The organism is Flagellimonas crocea (assembly GCF_033441595.1).
In the GTDB taxonomy this organism is placed as follows: Bacteria; Bacteroidota; Bacteroidia; order Flavobacteriales; family Flavobacteriaceae; genus Flagellimonas; species Flagellimonas crocea.
Map to the genome: position 1 here is coordinate 147796 of NZ_JAUZVX010000004.1, position 18207 is coordinate 166002.

Sequence of the window (18207 nt, forward strand, 5' to 3'; positions counted from 1 at the left end):
GGAATCTAATATCTATTTTTTTATCACGTCATGTTGAACTTGTGTCAACACCTCATCTATATTAATTATTCTTTGATGAGACCCTGAGACAAGCTCAGTGTGACGAAACTATTTTAATATCAATTTCTTGGTCAAAAAGTTGAATCGAAGATACAACATTACGGCCGATGCGGTAAGGCCCGACAACAATCCGATCCAAATTCCAGTGCTTTCCAAATTAGTGCGCAATCCCAAATAAAAACAAATCGGGAAACCAATCAACCAATAAGCGATGAACGTAATAAGCGTGGGTATCTTCACATCTTGCAGACCGCGTAGGGCTCCCAAAACCACCACTTGAAGCCCATCGGAAATCTGAAAAAATGCCGAAACCAACAACAATTTGGCAGCAATAAATATCACTTCGGCATTATCAGCCTGATTTGCGATATCGTCCACATCCAAATAAATGGTGGGGAACCAATGTCTTCCGATCAAGAAAATGGCCGCGAAAGCTATTTCCACAAGCAGGGTCAAGAAAAATACCGATTCGGCGATGCGCTTGAGTTCTTTATGGTTTTGAAGTCCTTTTTGGTTCCCGACCCTGACCATTGCTGCAACACTGAGTCCAGTTCCCACCATAAACGTCATACTGCTCAGGTTCAAGGCAATCTGATTGGCGGCCTGCGCATTTTTGCCCAATACCCCGCTCAACCAAATGGCCGCGGTAAAAATGGCGACTTCAAAAAACATCTGTAATGCTGATGGAAAACCAAGGTTGATGATTTTTTTCATCACTTTCTTTTCAATACTTCTAAAGTTGAAATGGGTCACGTAGAATTCAAACTTCTTTTTTCGTTGGAGCAGATACCAAATAAACGCGACCATGATCACACGTGAAATCAAGGTGCCGACGGCTGCCCCTACAATCCCCATTTTGGGAAATCCGAAGGAACCAAAAATGAGAAGGTAGTTCAAGGTGATGTTGACCACATTGGCCACGATTGTGGTGTACATCGGGTATTTGGTCTGCGACAGTCCATCAGAAAACTGTTTAAAAGCCTGGAATATGATCAAAGGCACCAGCGAAAAAGCCACCAAATCCAAATAGGGCAAAGCAAGTTCCACAACCTCAGGAGGCTGCTCCATATGGTGCATCAAGGGTTTGGAAATTTGGATGAGTCCAAAAAGGGACAAACCCAGTAGTGTACACAGCACCAAACCGTGTTTCAGGGCACTTTTGCCCGCCGCTTGGTCTTTTGCTCCGTCGGCCTCTGCCACCAAGGGCGTTATGGCAGTGGAAAATCCAATACCAAGGGACATGGCGATAAAAACAAAACTGTTCCCCAAAGAAACGGCTGCCAGTTCAGCGGTTCCCAACTGCCCCACCATAATATTGTCCGCAAAGGCCACAAAGGTATGACCCAGCATCCCCAAGATTACGGGGTAGGACAATTTAAGATTATAGGCAAATTCTTTGGTGTAGTTTTGAAACACAACGGATACTTAAAAAGGATGGCAAATATAGCCAGATTGGTGACATTTGTCTCCAAACTTTATGTTAGCTTATGGACAAATTTAAAGTTGCTTCGCCTCTTCCCAGAATACGTCCATTTCGGCCAAGGTCATATCGCTCATGGATTTTCCAGTCTCTTTGGCTTTCTGTTCCAAATACTGAAACCGCTTGATGAACTTTTTATTGGTACGCTCCAATGCATTCTCTGGGTTGATTTTTAGAAAACGGGCATAGTTCACCATGGAAAATAGCACATCGCCGAATTCAGATTCCATTTTGTCGGCATCATTGGCCTCCACCTCTTCTTGAAGCTCTCCAAGCTCCTCTTTCAATTTCTCAAAAACCTGTTCGGGTTTTTCCCAATCAAATCCGACACCAGCCACTTTGTCTTGGATTCGGTTGGCTTTCACCAAGGAAGGCAATCCGTTGGGAACCCCTTCGAGCACGCTCTTTTTGCCTTCTTTTAGTTTGATGTTTTCCCAATTCTGCTTTACTTCTTCCTCATTTTCCACCTTTACATCGCCATAAATGTGCGGGTGCCTGTTGATGAGTTTATCACAAATACCATGGGCCACATCAGCAATATCAAAATCTTGGGTTTCCGAACCGATTTTGGCGTAAAAAACGATGTGCAGCAAAATATCGCCCAATTCCTTTTTCACTTCTTCCAAATCGTTGTCCAGAATGGCATCGCCCAGTTCGTAGGTTTCCTCAATGGTCAAATGGCGTAGGGTCTGCATGGTCTGCTTTCTGTCCCACGGACATTGTTCGCGCAATTCATCCATAATGGTCAAAAGGCGGTCAAAGGCGGCCAACTGTTCCGATCTTGTGTTCATGGCTTTGGATTTTGTCCAAAAATACGAAGTCCGATTGGTTGAGATTCTATCATCAAAATTTACTTATGAAAAGTATTTTGGTATTTTTCAACAAAGCCCATTTACGAGAAAATATCACTATCTTGAACCTCATTTTAGGCAAAACCAGTAGAATGAAAAATCTTATTATTGCGTTGCTCATGATCCCTGTAATGACCATGGGGCAAACCGATAATCCCTTTGAAAATGAAGTTAAGGCAATCCAGCAAAAGAACGATTCCCTTTGGGATTCGTCCCGACCGACGATTGTTTTTACGGGAAGTTCGAGTATTCGTTTTTGGGAAGATGTCCAGGAACGCTTTCCAGAGCACCAAGTGTTGAACACTGGCTTCGGAGGCTCGCAATTTTCCGACCTTGAACTATATCTGGATGAACTAATTCTCAATTACACGCCATCAAAAATCTTTATTTATGAGGGCGACAACGATATTTTTGCCAAGAAGAGACCCCGAAAAATATTGCAAAGGGCCGAATATATTCTTGGCATCCTTCAACAGAGAAACCCCGACATGGAAATTGTTCTGATTTCTGCCAAACCAAGTATTTCCCGTTGGAAATATAGAGGCAGGTACCGAAGATTGAACCGCAAACTGTACCGATTGGCATCGAAGACCGATGGAATCGATTTTGTGGATGTTTGGTACCCCATGCTTGACAAAAGAAAGGTAAAGCAGGACATTTTTATTGAAGATGGGCTCCATATGAACTCGAAAGGGTATGACATCTGGTACGATGTGATCAAAAACTATATTGACTAAAACTAAACAAACGTGATTTACAGATCAATTTTGCTGTTCGTTGCAGTTATCTGCATGGCAGCTTGCCAAACCAAAAAAGAGGAAATCAATTTTCCAAAAACAGACTTAGCCAATGCTCCGTTAATTCCAAAACCCATCAAAACCATTCCCACTGGAAGTGCTTTTGGGCTGGATGCAGGAACTGCCATTTATACCTCGACCACAAATCCAGAATTTGAGAAAGTGGGTCAGTTTTTATCCAAAAGCATTAAATCCAAAACAGGGCTTGATCTTGCTGTAAACACTTCATCCGAAGATACGTTGGAGCGATTGATTTACATCAACCAATCCGATAGTGTGGATTTGGAAAATCCCGAAGCCTATCAGCTTTACATTAAAAAAGATTCCATTTTACTGAACGCCAAAACTGCCGCAGGTGCTTTCAGGGGTATCCAAACGCTTCGCCAACTCATTCCAGAACAAAGCAATGATACCTTGACGGACCATCCGTTGTGGGTAATTCCTTCGGGTAAGATCATGGATGCTCCAAAATATGCATATCGTAGCTCCATGTTGGATGTGGCCCGTCACTTTTTTACTGTAGAGGAAGTCAAGAAGTATATTGATGCTTTAGCTTACTACAAGTTCAACACATTGCACTTGCACTTATCGGACGATCAAGGGTGGCGTATTGAAATCAAGTCTTGGCCCAAACTTACCGAAGTTGGCGGTACCAGCGAAGTGGGTGGCGGTGAAGGCGGGTTTTACACGCAAGAAGAATACAAAGACCTTGTGGCCTACGCTGCGGACAGACATATTGCCATCGTTCCTGAAATTGATATGCCCGGACATACCAATGCGGCATCTTTAAGTTATCCGTTTTTGCACTATGCCGGGGCGGAGACACCTCGCGTTAGAACCGATATGAAGGTGGGCTACAGTTCTTTTGATGCAAAAAAAGACACTGTTTACAGTTTTTTGGATGATGTTATCGGCGAAATTGCCGCCATGAGCCCTAGCCCCTATTTTCACATTGGAGGTGATGAAAGCCATGTGACCAAAAAAGACGATTACATTCTATTTGTGGAAAAAGTGGAAGAAATTGTTCAAAAGCACAACAAAAGAATGATTGGCTGGGACGAAATAGCCCAAGCGAATATTGACCCTAGCTCGATTGCGCAATTGTGGAACGAGCCAGAAAATGCATTGAAGGCTGCTGAAAATGGTTCAAAAATCATTATTTCGCCTGCAAAAAAGGCCTATTTGGATATGCAATATGATTCCATTTCCGAGTACGGTCTGCACTGGGCAGGCTATATACCTGTTGATGTGGGGTACCAATGGGACCCAGAAACCTATGCCAAAGGGCTTGCCAAAGAAAATATTCTCGGCATTGAAGCTCCGTTATGGTCAGAAACCATCAGCAATGGAACCGAATTGGAATATTTGGCGTTTCCAAGATTGATTGGATATGCCGAATTGGGATGGTCGCCCAGTGAACACCTAAATTGGGACGACTACAAAGAACGTCTCGCCGCACAGGTTCCTTATTTGGAATCCATGCAGATCAACTATTACCCAACAAAGTTGGTGGACTGGAAAAAAGAATAGTGTTTATTCTTCCTCTTCTTCGGAAGCAGATACAGTAGGTTCCTCGGCATCCTTTTCTTCTTCAACAAAATCAGTGATATTGTTGTCGAGAAGGATGTTGTACCACTGTATGATTTTTTTGATGTCGCTGGCATACACGCGGTCCTCATCATAATTGGGTAGTACTTCGAAGAAATACTCTTCCAACTCAATTTTTTCAGCTTTGTGACTGATGGAAGTTTTTTTGCCTCCCTCCTTTTCCTTGATTTTTTGGAAAACTTCCTTTAAAGGAACTTCTTCTTCCAAGGTGTAAATGGCTATTTCGGACAGCACGCTTACATTGCTTCTTAAACCAACGGTTACACGTTTGCCATCCAAAAGGGATTCGCCAACAAAGCCACCTCGGGTTTGGGTCAATAATTTGTAAAGTCCTGGTTTACCTCCAATAGATAAAATCTTGTCTAATGCCATTCAAATAATAATTTTATGGGCGCAAAAATATGTTTTTATCGCAAATAGCGATTTTTTTAACGTCCTTTTTTGACGTTGGGAAACCTCATTCGGTAATCCACACTGATTTTTCCTTTGGAAATCTTTTCCAATCGGCTTTTTAAAAGTCGTTTTTTTAGGGTTGAAAGCTTATCGGTGAACAAAACACCTTCAATATGGTCGTACTCGTGCTGAATTACACGGGCCAATAGCCCATCGTAGGTTTCCGTGTGCTCCTTAAAATCTTCGTCCAAATAAGTAATGGTGATTTCGGGCTTTCGTTTTACATCTTCACGGATATCGGGTATGCTCAAACAACCTTCGTTAAAGTCCCATTCTTTACCGCTTTCCTCTTCAATCTTCGCATTGATGAATACTTTTTTGAATCCATCGAGCTGTTTTTGCTCAGCTTCGGTCAATTCATCATCATCGGCAAATGGGGTGGTATCGACCATAAACACTCGTATGGGAAGTCCCACTTGGGGAGCTGCCAGACCAACGCCATGGGCATTGTACATGGTCTCCCACATATTGGTGATCAATTCTTCAAGTTTTGGATATTCTGATGTGATATCCTTCGCCTTTTTTCGCAAAACGGGATCTCCGTAAGCTACTATGGGTAAAATCATAAAATCAAAATCTGTTTAAATAGGCCTGCAATATCAGCGTGGCACTTATTTCGTCGACTAGGGCCTTGTCCCTTCTCTTTTTCTTTTTCATTCCGCTGTCCAACATGGATTGAACTGCCATTTTGGAGGTAAACCGCTCATCTTGGCGCTCCACGGGAATGGTAGGGAACTTGGCTTTCAGCTTATTCAAGAAATCTTGGATAAGTACCTCGGACTCGGAAGCGGTATTGTCCATTTGCTTCGGCAATCCTACTACAAAACGCTCCACTGATTCCTTTTGGGTGTAATCCTTTAAAAAGGACAACAAGTCTTTGGTCTCTACGGTGGTCAATCCAGAAGCAATCAACTGGAGTTCATCAGTTACTGCTATTCCAGTCCGCACCTTTCCAAAATCCAAAGCCAAAATTCTAGCCAAAATAATTTTTTGGCAAAAATAACCTTAAAAATGTTATGCGCTTAAAAATGGCAACCATAATTCTACTATGGGGCTTATCTTTGTCAAAACTTTAAGAAAAATGACAGAATTAAGAACGCTCATTGAAAAAGCGTGGGACAACAGGGAGTTGCTGGAGGAAGAAAAGACTCAAGACGCCATACGCGAAGTGATAAAGCTTATTGATTCAGGAGAGCTGCGGTGTGCTGAACCCACAGCCGACGGCTGGCAGATAAACGAATGGGTAAAGAAAGGGGTCGTGCTTTACTTCCCCATCCAAAAAATGGAAGTGCTGGAAGCTGGCATTTTTGAATATCACGATAAAATTCCATTGAAGAAAGGCTATAAAGAAAAAGGTGTACGCGTGGTTCCCCATGCGGTGGCCAGACACGGAGCCTATATTTCAAAAGGCACCATTTTGATGCCCAGCTACGTCAACATCGGCGCCTATGTAGATGAAGGAACCATGGTAGATACGTGGGCCACTGTGGGAAGTTGTGCACAAATCGGTAAAAACGTCCATTTAAGTGGCGGCGTTGGTATCGGCGGTGTGTTGGAGCCACTACAAGCTGCTCCCGTAATTATTGAGGACAATGCCTTTATCGGTTCCAGATGTATTGTTGTAGAAGGTGTTCGGGTGGAAAAAGAAGCCGTTTTGGGTGCTAATGTGGTTTTGACCGCCTCAACCAAAATAATTGATGTTACCGGAGATGAACCTGTGGAATTAAAAGGTCGAGTACCTGCTAGATCCGTAGTAATTCCTGGAAGCTACACCAAAAAATTCCCTGCTGGTGATTATCAGGTACCTTGTGCCTTGATCATTGGCAAAAGAAAGGAAAGTACGGACAAGAAAACATCGCTGAACAATGCGCTTCGCGAGCACAATGTTGCCGTATAGTTACTGTTTTAATTGATGTAGAGCATTATCGACGGCCGCTTGTAAAAAGTGGCCGTTCGTGATTTTATCCCGTATCGTTTTTACGTTTGAGACCATTTCTAGATAGGCGTTCTCATCAATTTCATTTAATTTTTCAGACAGTTCTTCCAGTGACGCAATTGAAAAACCTAATTTCTTTTCTTCAATCAGTTTGGCAACCGCTGCCTTGTCCCAAACAATTACAGGCAGTCCTGCCAACAAATACAATGAGGTTTTATGTGGATTGTTGTATTGAATGTATTTGCCAAAGTCCCCATCGCATTCCTTGATTGCGTTACCGTTCCATACCAGTCCAAAATTGCCCTTCATTTTATCCAACACCTCATCCGGGGCAAAGACCCCTTGATAATCCAGCACTGTATTACCATTTACTTTTTCCTTTTGATAACCGTTTCCATAAAGTTTTAAGCTGAAATCTTTGTGCTTCAATTCATCCACTTTATATAAAAACGCACTTTTTTCCATACCCAAACCTCCAGCAAAAACAACATCTTTTCCGGCATCTTGTGGTGCTTTGGGCAAATTCTGGTCAGAACCCAATAGGTAGTCAAACAAATATAACGGAACCATTTTACCCTTGAATCCGTTTTCCAAGAACCACTGCATCATCACTTCGTTGTGCAACACCAAAACGTCGGCCTTATTGAAGCGCTTCATCTCCTTTTTCACATTCTTGTTTTTACCCATAAGTGTTTTAACATCATGTACAATAAGAACAACTTTGCACCCTTTGAGTTTGGCCACTCCTATCTTATAACCGAAAAACTTGCTGAGCGGATATTGCATGCAAAGGATGGACGAAAAGGGCAACAAAATCAAACCTTTGGTTATCCCAAAAAAACTAATGATGGCACCAAGGGCAGAACTCGGGTGGTTGCTCTGTGCAAACCCCAAATTTTTAAATCCTATTTTGGATAATATGCTTTCACAGTCCATTTTTGGTTTGGAAGCGGCATTTTTGGAAAATTTATAGTTTCTGGAGATATAGAACAGGTTAGTGTCTTGCATTATTCATGTGTTTGATTATCAAAAATATCCTTTTTTGGCAGCTAATCCATAAATTGCACAACACCATTTAAAAAATCATAAACACTGACCTAATGAAAAACAGCCCCAAATATGATTACCTGATTGTGGGTGCAGGCCTATACGGAGCGGTTTTCGCCCACGAAGCAACCAAGCACCAAAAAAAATGTTTGGTAATCGACAAACGGGAGCATCTTGGGGGAAATACCTATTGTGAGGAAATCAACGGCATCAATGTGCATAAATACGGTGCCCATATTTTTCACACGAACGATAAAACCATCTGGGACTATGTGAACAGCTTTGTTCCATTCAATAGATACACCAATTCGCCCTTGGCAAATTTTGAAGGCACCCTGTACAACCTGCCTTTCAACATGAATACATTTTACCAGCTCTGGGGAACAAAAACACCTGAAGAGGCAAAAGCAGTTCTTGACCAGCAAACGGGCAAATACCAGAAAATCAATCCCAAAAACCTTGAAGAACAGGCATTAAAACTCGTTGGAGACGATATCTACCATAAATTGATCAAGGGATATACAGAGAAACAATGGGGACGAAAAGCCAATGAACTTCCGGCCTTCATTATAAAAAGATTGCCGCTCAGGTTCACCTTTGACAACAACTACTTTAACGATGCTTACCAAGGCATACCCATTGGAGGCTACAACAAACTTACCGAGGGATTGTTAAAAAATGTAGAGTGTAGAACAAACGTTGACTTTTTCAAAGAAAAAAACACCTTGACAGGTCTTGCCAAACAAGTAGTGTTTACAGGAAAAATAGATGAATATTTTGATTATTCCCATGGAAAACTGGAGTACCGAAGCCTAGATTTTAAACATGAAGTATTGGACATACCCAATTATCAAGGAAATGCCGTGATAAACTACACGGAATCCAAAATTCCGTTTACACGAATTATAGAACACAAGCATTTTGAGTTCGGAAAACAGCCTGCCACGGTGATTACGAGAGAGTATCCCCAGGAAGCCTCATCTGAAAAAGAACCGTACTATCCGATAAACGATGCAAAAAACACCGCGCTCTTGAAGGTTTATGAAGACATGGCAAAAGAGGAGACCACCATATTTGGTGGCAGACTGGCGGAATACAAATACTACGACATGCACCAAGTAATAGGCGCCGCATTGGCCAAAACAAAGAAACTCTTTACCTGACTTTCGAAATTAAAATTTTCAAGAAAAGTCTTATTACCTACGCAACTCTTTGCTTTTGTAGCCGTCTACATACAAACGACCAAATCGTTTTTTTAAAGATTAACAAAAAAAGGGTAGGGAAAATGCATCCTTGATTGTTTTAAGAAAAAGTAACATCCAAACAATTTTAACCCTATTTTTTTGTTATAGATTTGTGAATACCTAAACACTACACCAATAAATTATGGCTGGATTGAGCACCCCAAAGCAAAAAATATCAGCGCTTATCATAACCTACAACGAGATGGGTTACATTGAAAAATGTATTGATTCCGTTTCGTTTGCTGATGAAATATTGGTCGTCGATTCTTATAGTAACGACGGTACCTACGAGTATCTTTTGGACCATCCAAAAGTAAAGGTGATTCAAAATCCCTTTGAAAATTTCACCGCGCAAAAATCGTTCACGCTAAAGCAAGCCGCCAATGATTGGGTTTTGTTCTTGGACGCCGACGAAGTTGTCACGGAAAGCCTTCGAAAGGAAATCCTCGAAACTATAAACGACCCCAACGCCCATGAGGCCTACTGGTTTTATAGAAAATTCATGTTCCAAAATGAGCCTCTTAATTTCAGTGGGTGGCAAACCGATAAGAACCACAGACTCTTTAGAAAAAGTAAGGCACACTTTACCGACCGAAAAATTGTCCATGAAACCTTGGAAGTAGATGGAAAATCAGGAATTCTCAAAGAGAAATTGGTTCACTACTGTTATAAAAACTATGAGGATTACAAAGGTAAAATGCTTAAATACGGTAAACTAAAGGCCAAAGAGGATTTCTATAAGGAAAGGCATTTCAACTATCTTTTAATGACAGTAAAACCCATATGGAAATTCTTCAACCACTACATTCTCCGTTTGGGGATTTTGGACGGCAAAAAAGGATGGACCATTTGTTATTTGAATGCACTAGGAGTATTGGAAAGGTTCCGAGAACTAAAAAGACTGGAAAAAAAGAACGAGCTTGCCTACTATTTGGTAATGCCGTAGTGCGTCCATACCGCTTTGCTCGACCTGGTCTCTTTTCGTATCGATTGGTTCTTCGCAATAGACTCAGGTGTTTTATACCCTCTCTTATGGTCTAAGTGAACACAAACGGCACTGTAGCGCAACTGTTTGGATTTTATTCCAAAATTGAACAAGCGCTCCCCAAGTTCACGATCCTGTCCTCCATATTGCATCCGCTCATCAAAACCGTTCACGTTCAAAATATCCTTTTTCCAACCAGAGGAGTTATGTCCGTTCCAACTGGCATTGGTGGGGGTAAAAGTATTCAGCAACTTAGAGACCACCCCATTGGCGGTAAGCTTGTTGTTCTTAAAAGTCTTGGGAATCCCTTTCTCTTTTAACCAATTGATATTGAAACAACGCTGCCTCTCTATATCTTCCAAGGTTATCATTTTGGAAATATTCATCGGGAGCATGTAATAACCTCCCGAAATAAAATACCCTGTTTCCTTGTTAATGTAGTGCACCTCAACAAAATCTTCCCTCGGAATGCAGTCGCCATCCGTCATAATAATGTAGTCCGCCTTGCAGGCCGCTACCGCTTTGTTGAGTATCCGTGATTTTTGAAAGCCATCGTCCTCCTGCCAAATGTGTACAATATCATAAAAGACCTGTTTGGACATCTCTTCCAACAATTCCTTGGTCTTGGGTCCAGAACCATCATCGGCCACGACCACCTCAAAATCCTTGTAAATTTGGCAATTGAAACCCCACAACACTTTTTTCAGCCACTCCTCGGCATTGTAAGTGCTTACAATCACGGATATTTTGGGCAAGTCTTTTTCCTTTGGGTTCATCTGGGCAAAAATAGTAAAGTCTGCCATTTATAAGATAACTTTGCAGAAAAGAACTGTACTTTCAAAAAACCTGCAATGGGGAATGTAGCACTTATTGAGTTTAACTCCTATCATGATGAATGCCTTTACTCACAACTAAAGTTTCTTACCGAAGCAGGCCATACCGTAACCTTGGTCATCAACCATAAGCTTGATGCCCGAACCAACGAATACCAACATCTTGCCAAAGAATGCATTATCATAAAGCCTGCTTCCCTGCAAAATTTTTTAACCCGGGTTCGCTTTGTGTACCAACTAAAAAAACGTTTGCAAAAGCAAGGGATTCACACGGTAGTATTCAACACGGCCAGTTCAAGAATGGAAGTTATTTTGCTGAGCTTTCTATTAAAAAATAAAATAGCCTTATTTGGCATACTGCACAATCTGAAAAAAGTAAACCACAGCTTTTCCCAAAAACTCATCAATAAATCCATAAAAAAATATTTTGTGCTCAATGATTTTCTGAAGGACTCGGCAGAGTTAGAAGACAAATCACTGCAATTACAGAGTTTTTACCCTATTTTTTTTCCGAAATATGAAGCAAAAATTCCTGAAAAGCCTAAAGGAGAGATTTGGATCAGCATACCCGGCAAACTTGATTTTGGAAGAAGGGACTATATTTTGATTGCCGAAGCGCTTCGGAAGTTACAATCAAAAAGCAATTTGAAAATTCTGATTTTGGGAAATGCCGATGCGGAAAATCCAACGAACAAAGAATTCATCGATTCCTTACAAAATCATGGCCTTCATAACAACTTCATGATGTTCCATTCTTTTTTGGACCACGGCACATTCCATCAATACATTAAAGACTCAGATTATATCCTGATTCCCTTGAACACTGTAGGAACCAATTATTCAAAATATAAGATAATGGGCTGTTACAATCAGGCATTCGGATACGGGATAAACCTGATTTCACCCGTAGGATTAAAGCATATTCCCGATATCATGGCCCATTCCATTTTTTATGATGGCGCCGAAGGCTTATCCAAGGTATTTGAGGAATTGAGCAATGGCTCCATCCAAAATAAAAGCAAACCATATAACGAGGACAAATGGAGCTTCGAATCACAAAAAAATAGATATATAGGATTTCTAGAAAACATCAAAAAGAATTGAAATGACAGAGGAAATCAACAACTGCATCAAAGTATTGCAAGAAGGTGGGCTCATTCTCTACCCTACCGATACCGTCTGGGGCATTGGCTGCGACGCCACCAACCCCGAAGCAGTGAAAAAAGTGTACGCCCTTAAAAGACGGGAAGACACCAAGGCACTCATCTGTTTGGTCGCCAACCAGGCCATGCTGGAACGCCATGTAAAAGAAGTGCCCGAAGTGGCCTACGACATTATGGACCTTGCCACCAAACCCACCACCATTGTATTTGACGAACCCATTGGAATTGCAAGCAATCTGGTGGCCGAGGACAATACTCTGGCCATACGAGTGGCATCAGATAAATTTTGCCAATACCTCATCAACAAATTCAGAAAACCGATAGTGTCAACTTCCGCCAATATTTCTGGGAACCCAACACCAAAACAGTTCAAGGATATTGATGAAGAAATTTTAAAAGGAGTGGACTATGTGGTAAATTTGCCTGATGAAAATAAAAACCCTTCCCCCTCCTCCATCATTAAATTGAGCAATGACGGACAGGTGAAGGTGATACGGGAATAAGAATGACGAAGGAATTCCATACAGAGGCAATACAACATCCTATTTTTAAACTTATTGGCGAAGCTTCGGATGAATTGGGCGTGGATGCCTACGTTATCGGTGGTTTTGTGAGGGATTATTTTTTAAATAGAAACACCCCAAAGGATATTGATATCGTTGCCATAGGAAGTGGAATAGAACTCGCTAAAAAAGTGGCCTCCAAACTAAAAGGCAAACCAGAAATTTCCATTTTCAAAAACTTTGGAACGGCCATGATCAAGCACAAGAATTTCGAGCTTGAATTTGTGGGTGCCCGAAAAGAAAGCTATAATCGGGACAGTCGAAAGCCCATTGTGGAGGATGGTACTTTGGAAGACGACCAAAACCGTCGTGATTTTACCATAAATGCCATGGCCTTGGCACTGAACCATTCCAATTTTGGAGAGCTTTTGGACCCGTTTGATGGTTTGACCGATCTGGACAAACAAATCATTCGTACCCCATTGGAACCGGGCATCACGTATTCCGACGATCCGCTACGGATGATGCGGGCCATTCGATTTGCCGCACAATTGCATTTTACAATTGAGCTGCAATCACTTCAGGCCATAACCGAGAATAAGAATCGCATCAAAATTGTTTCCAAGGAACGTATCGTGGACGAACTAAACAAAATATTGATGAGTTCCAAACCATCCCTCGGTTTCAAATTGATGCACCAAACCGGATTGCTGCACCTTATCCTACCTGAATTGACAGCACTCCAAGGTATTGAGGAAATAGAGGGCCAACGCCACAAGGACAACTTTTGGCACACCTTGGAAGTGGTGGACAATATCGCGGAGACCACAGACAACCTTTGGTTGCGGTGGGCCGCATTGTTGCACGATATTGGAAAGGCACCCACCAAGAAATTTCATAAAAAAATTGGTTGGACCTTCCACGCCCACGAATTTGTAGGGGCCAAAATGGTGTACAAACTCTTCAAAAGGTTGCGTATGCCACTGAACGAGAAGATGAAATTCGTCCAAAAAATGGTGTTGATGAGTTCCAGGCCCATTATCCTATCCGAAGACCATGTAACCGATTCTGCAGTGCGACGATTGGTATTTGACGCCGGTGATTTTGTGGAGGACCTTATGACCTTGTGCGAGGCCGACATCACAACAAAGAATCCGCGAAAGCAGAAAAAGTACAAGAACAACTTTAAAATAGTTCGTCAAAAAATAGTCGAGGTCGAAGAACGGGACCATATCCGAAACTTTCAGCCCCCCGTTTCAGGTGAAGAGATCATGGAGACCTTCAATCTAAAGCCGTCCAAGGAAATAGGCATCATCAAAGACGCCATAAAAGAAGCGATTCTGGAAGGGGAAATCCCCAACGAATATGAGGCCGCCTACCAATTTATGTTGGAAAAAGGCAAAAAAATGAACCTAAAAGTCCACTCCGAATGAAAAAGAACAAATATGTAGTGTATTGGTTGTTAACCGGGTGTTTTCTCATTTTTGTAATGGTCTTGGTCGGGGGCATCACGCGCCTCACCCACTCCGGACTTTCCATTTCCGACTATAAATTGATACAGGGAACCATTCCCCCGATGAACGAACAGGAATGGCAAGAAGCCTTTGAACTTTACAAGCAATATCCGGAATACAAAAAACTCAACTATCATTTTGGAATAGAGGAATTCAAGGATATTTATTTCTGGGAATGGTTGCACAGGGTCATCGGAAGATTTATCGGTGTGGTCTTTATTTTGCCCTTCCTCTACTTTTTGATCACCAAAAAATTGGACAGACCCACCATAAAAAAATGTGTGATTTTGCTCTTTATGGGGGGATTCCAAGGATTTCTGGGCTGGTACATGGTAAAAAGTGGCCTTGTGGACCGCCCAGATGTATCCCATTTTAGATTGGCGGCCCACCTGACCACGGCATTCCTCACCTTTGCCTATAGTTTATGGGTAGCCTTGGACCTTATCTATCCGGAGAAAAAAGAAATCAATAGAAAAATCAGGAACTTGGTTCGCGCAGGCCTTGTGGTTTTGCTGCTCCAAATTATTTGGGGTGCGTTTGTTGCGGGGTTAGATGCTGGTTTTATACACAACCATTGGCCTTTGATGAGCGATGGGAAACTGATTCATGAAACCGTGTACATTGAACAGCAACCTGTTATCAAGAACTTTTTTGAAGGAAAAAGCGGGGTTCAATTTGTGCATCGCTACTTGGCTTACATTGTGGTTGGCCTAATTGGCCTTATTTGGTTAAGAACTCGAAAAATACAGAGAACGACCCTACAGGAAAAGGGATTGCAAAGCTTGCTCGCCTTGGTTTTTATACAATTTGTATTGGGTGTGCTCACCTTGGTTTATGCTGTTCCCCTATGGCTGGGAGTTGCACACCAGATCGGTGCTTTTTTCCTTTTGGCGGCCATGACTTTTACCCTGCACAGGTTCTCCAAATAAGGGCTATTTATTGTACCTTTGTGCCCACTCTAAAATTTGATGGATGATTTATAAAATCAGGATAATACTTGATGCTGAGGAGGATATCTTTCGTGATATCGAAGTTGAGGACCAAAGTAGTTTGGAGGATTTCCACAATGCCATTACCCAAGCTTTTGGTTTTGAGGGAAGTGAAATGGCCTCTTTTTACACTTGCGACGAGGAATGGAACCAAGACGAGGAAATTGCCCTTTTTGATATGAGCGAGAGCGGTTCCGATGTACGCTTGATGAACGAAACGTTCCTTGGCGAGGTTATGACAGAGGACAACCCAAAATTGATCTACGTGTACGATTTTTTCAGTATGTGGACCTTTTTTGTGGAACTGGCCGATATTGTTGAAAAAGAAGATGGCAGGATATACCCTAACGTACTGTTTACCTTTGGTGAACTGCCCGATGCTCCACCAGAAAAAAAATTTGAAGCAGAGCCCAATGATGAAGAAGGTGATTATGATGACCTTTTGGACAGTTATGACGACATGGACTTTGACGAAAATTGGAACTGACCTCTACCCCTCTTAAGCTTTTATTTTTCACCGTTAAACACTTTGCCCAAAAATGCTAAACTTATATACTGCCCAAATCGAGAGCCTTTCCCTTCACCGGGTCGGCAATAAAAGTAAAAACGAATCTGCCTTTTTATCCGAGGAACCTTTTTCGCTCAACGATGAAATGTCCGGGATCTTAAAGGAATATTTCTTTAAACCTTTCAGGGAGAAAGAGGAGAACTACTATAAGTTCGGCCACGAGGTGGATTTGGAGTTCAACGAAGTGCATGCAGCCGTTTCCGGGATATTCGACAATCCTGCCGACAACCATAAATTGTCCAAAAAAATAACCACACACCTCTACGAACAGTCCAATCACCCGCACATTAAAAGTGGGGAGGTTTATGTGGTCCACTTTTCGGATATGGTCATCGACAACCAGAAAACCGATGCCGTGGGCATTTTCAAAAGTGAGTTGAAGCATGATTTCCTTCAATTTGAGGAAAAGGAACACAATTTGGAGATTTTGATCCGACAAGGAATCAACATCAATAAGCTCGACAAGGGCTGTATTGTTTTCAACACGAACAAAGAAGAAGGGTACAAAGTACTATCTGTGGACAGCAACCGGTACGACGCCAAATATTGGTTAGAGAACTTTTTGGGAGTTGCTCCATTGACGGATGAGAACTTCTATACCAAAAACTACCTCAAATTCTGCCAGAACTTTGCCAAAGACGTAGTGTTACCCGCAGAGGACAAGCAGCAAGAGGTTTTGTTCATGAACCGGGCAGTAAACCATTTTGCGAAGAATGACAATTTTGAGGAAACCTCATTCTTGAACGAGGTTATGGAGAACCCGGAACTGATACCGGAATTTAAGCACTACAAAGTAGAGAAAGGCCCCAAATACAGCATTGAGGACGTTTCCAACTTTGATATTGCCAACAAGGCGGTGAGCGATGCCCGAAAGAAAATAAAGAATGTCATCAATCTGGATACCAACATCCAGATCAAGTTGGACTTCATCAATCCGGAATCCGCGGAAAAATTTGTGGAAAAAGGATGGGACGAGGAAAGACAGATGTACTACTATTTAGTGTACTTCAACAAGGAACAGAAAAGTTAGAATTTCTTCTCGATAATCTGACGCATACTTACATCCTCGTAGTTTCGCTTTACAAAGTCCAGGGCATGGGTCAATACCTCGCCCATGGTTTTGCTATCCCTAAAATTAATATCGCCCGTTAAATCCAGTAGCTGGTTTTTTAGCATTTCCATATTTTCGGGCGGTGCAATGGTATCTTCCTTGCATACATCCAACAATCGTTTTAACCTTCGGCCCCAACTCAAAATTCTTTTGGCAATAATGGAACGTTCCTCCACAATATATTGGTTAACGGAATCCAATGTGAGTTTGTTCTGTACCAAATCGACCATAACCTTGTTCTCTTTGAAAAACTGGGGGCGGTATACCTTTATCTTGCCCTCGTAGCATTGTTGATCAAAATCTATCGCCCTGATCTTATAGACCACGCTATCAAAATCGTGGGTAGGAACTATAACATAGTTATAGGAACGCATATCTCCCAAAAGGCGGATCATACACCGCTCATTGAACTTTACGAACTCTTTGGCAATTTGCGCCTTATCAAACTCCGTGCACTCCGGAAGATTTTTTTTGATAAAAAGATCTCCGGGGATACCTACAATGTGCTCCTCGATCAAGGTATTCTCATAGATCACAAAATTGAGGTTGTAAGGGGAGAGCATATGCTCCAGTTCCAGTCCATAGACACGCGAAGCATCCGTCTTCTTTACATAGAAAAGCGTATAATTATCGTTCAGAATGTTCCGCACCTTGATCCTGAAAGGCTTGGAGTTTCCAAAGGTGCAATAGTCCACATAATCCACGTTCAAATACTGAAAAATGGAATCGCTACCATCGGATACAAAACTGGAGTAGACGCGTTTTAGGGCCAAATCGATTTCATCCCTGTCAAACTCTGGGTAAAATACTCTTACCCAAAGGGTGTCCTCATCATTGGCATCATATACGGAGACGCTCCCAGAGAACCGAAGGAGGTCATCATAATGGATGGGAATTTCGATTTTTCTATTGTAATATTTCAAATATTCATCCAGTTCCTTGCTTATGGGATAGGCAGGTTTCTTTTTCGACATCAACTTTTCTTCCGACATTGTATTCGATTATTTTGTAACAATTTGCGATAAACATCGTCAAGTTAGTATAAACCATTCAAAAAACGATAGC

At 41.9% G+C, this 18207-nt stretch carries 19 protein-coding genes; 11 read left to right on the forward strand and 8 right to left on the reverse strand.

The features are described 5' to 3' along the window. Positions 1 to 108: 108 nt before the first annotated feature. Positions 109 to 1476 (reverse strand): MATE family efflux transporter, encoded by a 1368-nt coding sequence (locus tag SD449_RS14020; RefSeq protein WP_318311428.1) that lies wholly within the window; start codon positions 1474 to 1476, stop codon positions 109 to 111. 81 nt (positions 1477 to 1557) lie between these two features. Next, positions 1558 to 2331: a nucleoside triphosphate pyrophosphohydrolase gene (gene mazG, locus SD449_RS14025; protein WP_318311429.1), complete on the reverse strand. Its 774-nt coding sequence runs from the start codon at positions 2329 to 2331 to the stop codon at positions 1558 to 1560. Between the two features lie 152 nt (positions 2332 to 2483). On the opposite strand from mazG, the gene SD449_RS14030 reads away from it, so the two are divergent. Both SD449_RS14030 and SD449_RS14035 read left to right on the forward strand, forming a co-directional pair. After that, the gene (locus SD449_RS14030; RefSeq protein WP_318311431.1) at positions 2484 to 3128 is read left to right on the forward strand and encodes a GDSL-type esterase/lipase family protein; all 645 of its coding nucleotides are present in this window, start codon (positions 2484 to 2486) and stop codon (positions 3126 to 3128) included. Positions 3129 to 3182: 54 nt separating this feature from the next. Further along, positions 3183 to 4718, forward strand: coding sequence for a family 20 glycosylhydrolase (locus SD449_RS14035; protein ID WP_318312106.1), 1536 nt, complete (start codon positions 3183 to 3185; stop codon positions 4716 to 4718). A gap of 3 nt (positions 4719 to 4721) precedes the next feature. On the opposite strand, the gene SD449_RS14040 is transcribed toward SD449_RS14035, so the two are convergent. From SD449_RS14040 to ruvX, 3 genes are read right to left on the reverse strand one after another with little or no spacing between them, the layout of a single operon-like run. Beyond that, entirely contained in the window at positions 4722 to 5168 is a 447-nt protein-coding gene (locus tag SD449_RS14040; protein WP_220113855.1) for a DUF5606 family protein, read from the reverse strand. Positions 5169 to 5224: 56 nt separating this feature from the next. Continuing rightward, positions 5225 to 5815 carry a peptide deformylase gene (def, locus tag SD449_RS14045; RefSeq protein ID WP_318311433.1) on the reverse strand — a complete coding sequence of 197 codons (591 nt, stop codon included), beginning with the start codon at positions 5813 to 5815 and terminating at the stop codon, positions 5225 to 5227. 4 nt (positions 5816 to 5819) lie between these two features. Next, the gene (gene ruvX / locus SD449_RS14050; RefSeq protein WP_318311435.1) at positions 5820 to 6230 is read right to left on the reverse strand and encodes a Holliday junction resolvase RuvX; all 411 of its coding nucleotides are present in this window, start codon (positions 6228 to 6230) and stop codon (positions 5820 to 5822) included. Positions 6231 to 6330: 100 nt separating this feature from the next. Here ruvX and SD449_RS14055 point away from each other — a divergent pair, with 100 nt between their 5' ends. Beyond that, positions 6331 to 7146, forward strand: a complete 816-nt coding sequence (locus SD449_RS14055; RefSeq protein ID WP_318311436.1) for a 2,3,4,5-tetrahydropyridine-2,6-dicarboxylate N-succinyltransferase — start codon at positions 6331 to 6333, stop codon at positions 7144 to 7146. On the opposite strand, the gene SD449_RS14060 is transcribed toward SD449_RS14055, so the two are convergent. Then, on the reverse strand, positions 7147 to 8193 hold the full coding sequence (locus SD449_RS14060) for a beta-1,6-galactofuranosyltransferase (protein ID WP_318311437.1): 1047 nt from the start codon (positions 8191 to 8193) through the stop codon (positions 7147 to 7149). It abuts the gene before it with no gap. 92 nt (positions 8194 to 8285) lie between these two features. On the opposite strand from SD449_RS14060, the gene glf reads away from it, so the two are divergent. After that, complete coding sequence (gene glf, locus SD449_RS14065; protein WP_318311438.1) at positions 8286 to 9395, forward strand: UDP-galactopyranose mutase; 1110 nt, start codon at positions 8286 to 8288, stop codon at positions 9393 to 9395. A 223-nt stretch (positions 9396 to 9618) separates the two neighbouring features. Further along, positions 9619 to 10422: a glycosyltransferase family 2 protein gene (locus tag SD449_RS14070; RefSeq protein ID WP_318311439.1), complete on the forward strand. Its 804-nt coding sequence runs from the start codon at positions 9619 to 9621 to the stop codon at positions 10420 to 10422. Here SD449_RS14070 and SD449_RS14075 read toward each other — a convergent pair. Next, positions 10404 to 11264: a glycosyltransferase family 2 protein gene (locus tag SD449_RS14075; RefSeq protein WP_318311440.1), complete on the reverse strand. Its 861-nt coding sequence runs from the start codon at positions 11262 to 11264 to the stop codon at positions 10404 to 10406. The genes SD449_RS14070 and SD449_RS14075 overlap by 19 nt on opposite strands. 48 nt (positions 11265 to 11312) lie before the next feature. Between SD449_RS14075 and SD449_RS14080 the strand changes: the two genes are divergently transcribed. From SD449_RS14080 to SD449_RS14105, 6 genes are read left to right on the forward strand one after another with little or no spacing between them, the layout of a single operon-like run. Next, positions 11313 to 12398, forward strand: a complete 1086-nt coding sequence (locus tag SD449_RS14080) for a hypothetical protein (RefSeq protein ID WP_318311441.1) — start codon at positions 11313 to 11315, stop codon at positions 12396 to 12398. Between the two features lies 1 nt (position 12399). Further along, positions 12400 to 12960 (forward strand): L-threonylcarbamoyladenylate synthase, encoded by a 561-nt coding sequence (locus SD449_RS14085; protein WP_318311443.1) that lies wholly within the window; start codon positions 12400 to 12402, stop codon positions 12958 to 12960. 2 nt (positions 12961 to 12962) lie between these two features. Then, on the forward strand, positions 12963 to 14393 hold the full coding sequence (locus SD449_RS14090) for a CCA tRNA nucleotidyltransferase (RefSeq protein WP_318311445.1): 1431 nt from the start codon (positions 12963 to 12965) through the stop codon (positions 14391 to 14393). Further along, entirely contained in the window at positions 14390 to 15403 is a 1014-nt protein-coding gene (locus SD449_RS14095) for a COX15/CtaA family protein (protein WP_318311447.1), read from the forward strand. Before SD449_RS14090 ends, SD449_RS14095 begins: the two co-directional genes overlap by 4 nt. A 43-nt stretch (positions 15404 to 15446) precedes the next feature. After that, positions 15447 to 15950 carry an IS1096 element passenger TnpR family protein gene (locus SD449_RS14100; RefSeq protein ID WP_318311449.1) on the forward strand — a complete coding sequence of 168 codons (504 nt, stop codon included), beginning with the start codon at positions 15447 to 15449 and terminating at the stop codon, positions 15948 to 15950. 52 nt (positions 15951 to 16002) lie between these two features. Further along, positions 16003 to 17061 carry a nucleoid-associated protein gene (locus tag SD449_RS14105; protein ID WP_318311450.1) on the forward strand — a complete coding sequence of 353 codons (1059 nt, stop codon included), beginning with the start codon at positions 16003 to 16005 and terminating at the stop codon, positions 17059 to 17061. On the opposite strand, the gene SD449_RS14110 is transcribed toward SD449_RS14105, so the two are convergent. Beyond that, the gene (locus SD449_RS14110) at positions 17058 to 18134 is read right to left on the reverse strand and encodes a hypothetical protein (protein WP_318311451.1); all 1077 of its coding nucleotides are present in this window, start codon (positions 18132 to 18134) and stop codon (positions 17058 to 17060) included. The genes SD449_RS14105 and SD449_RS14110 overlap by 4 nt on opposite strands. Positions 18135 to 18207: the final 73 nt, after the last annotated feature.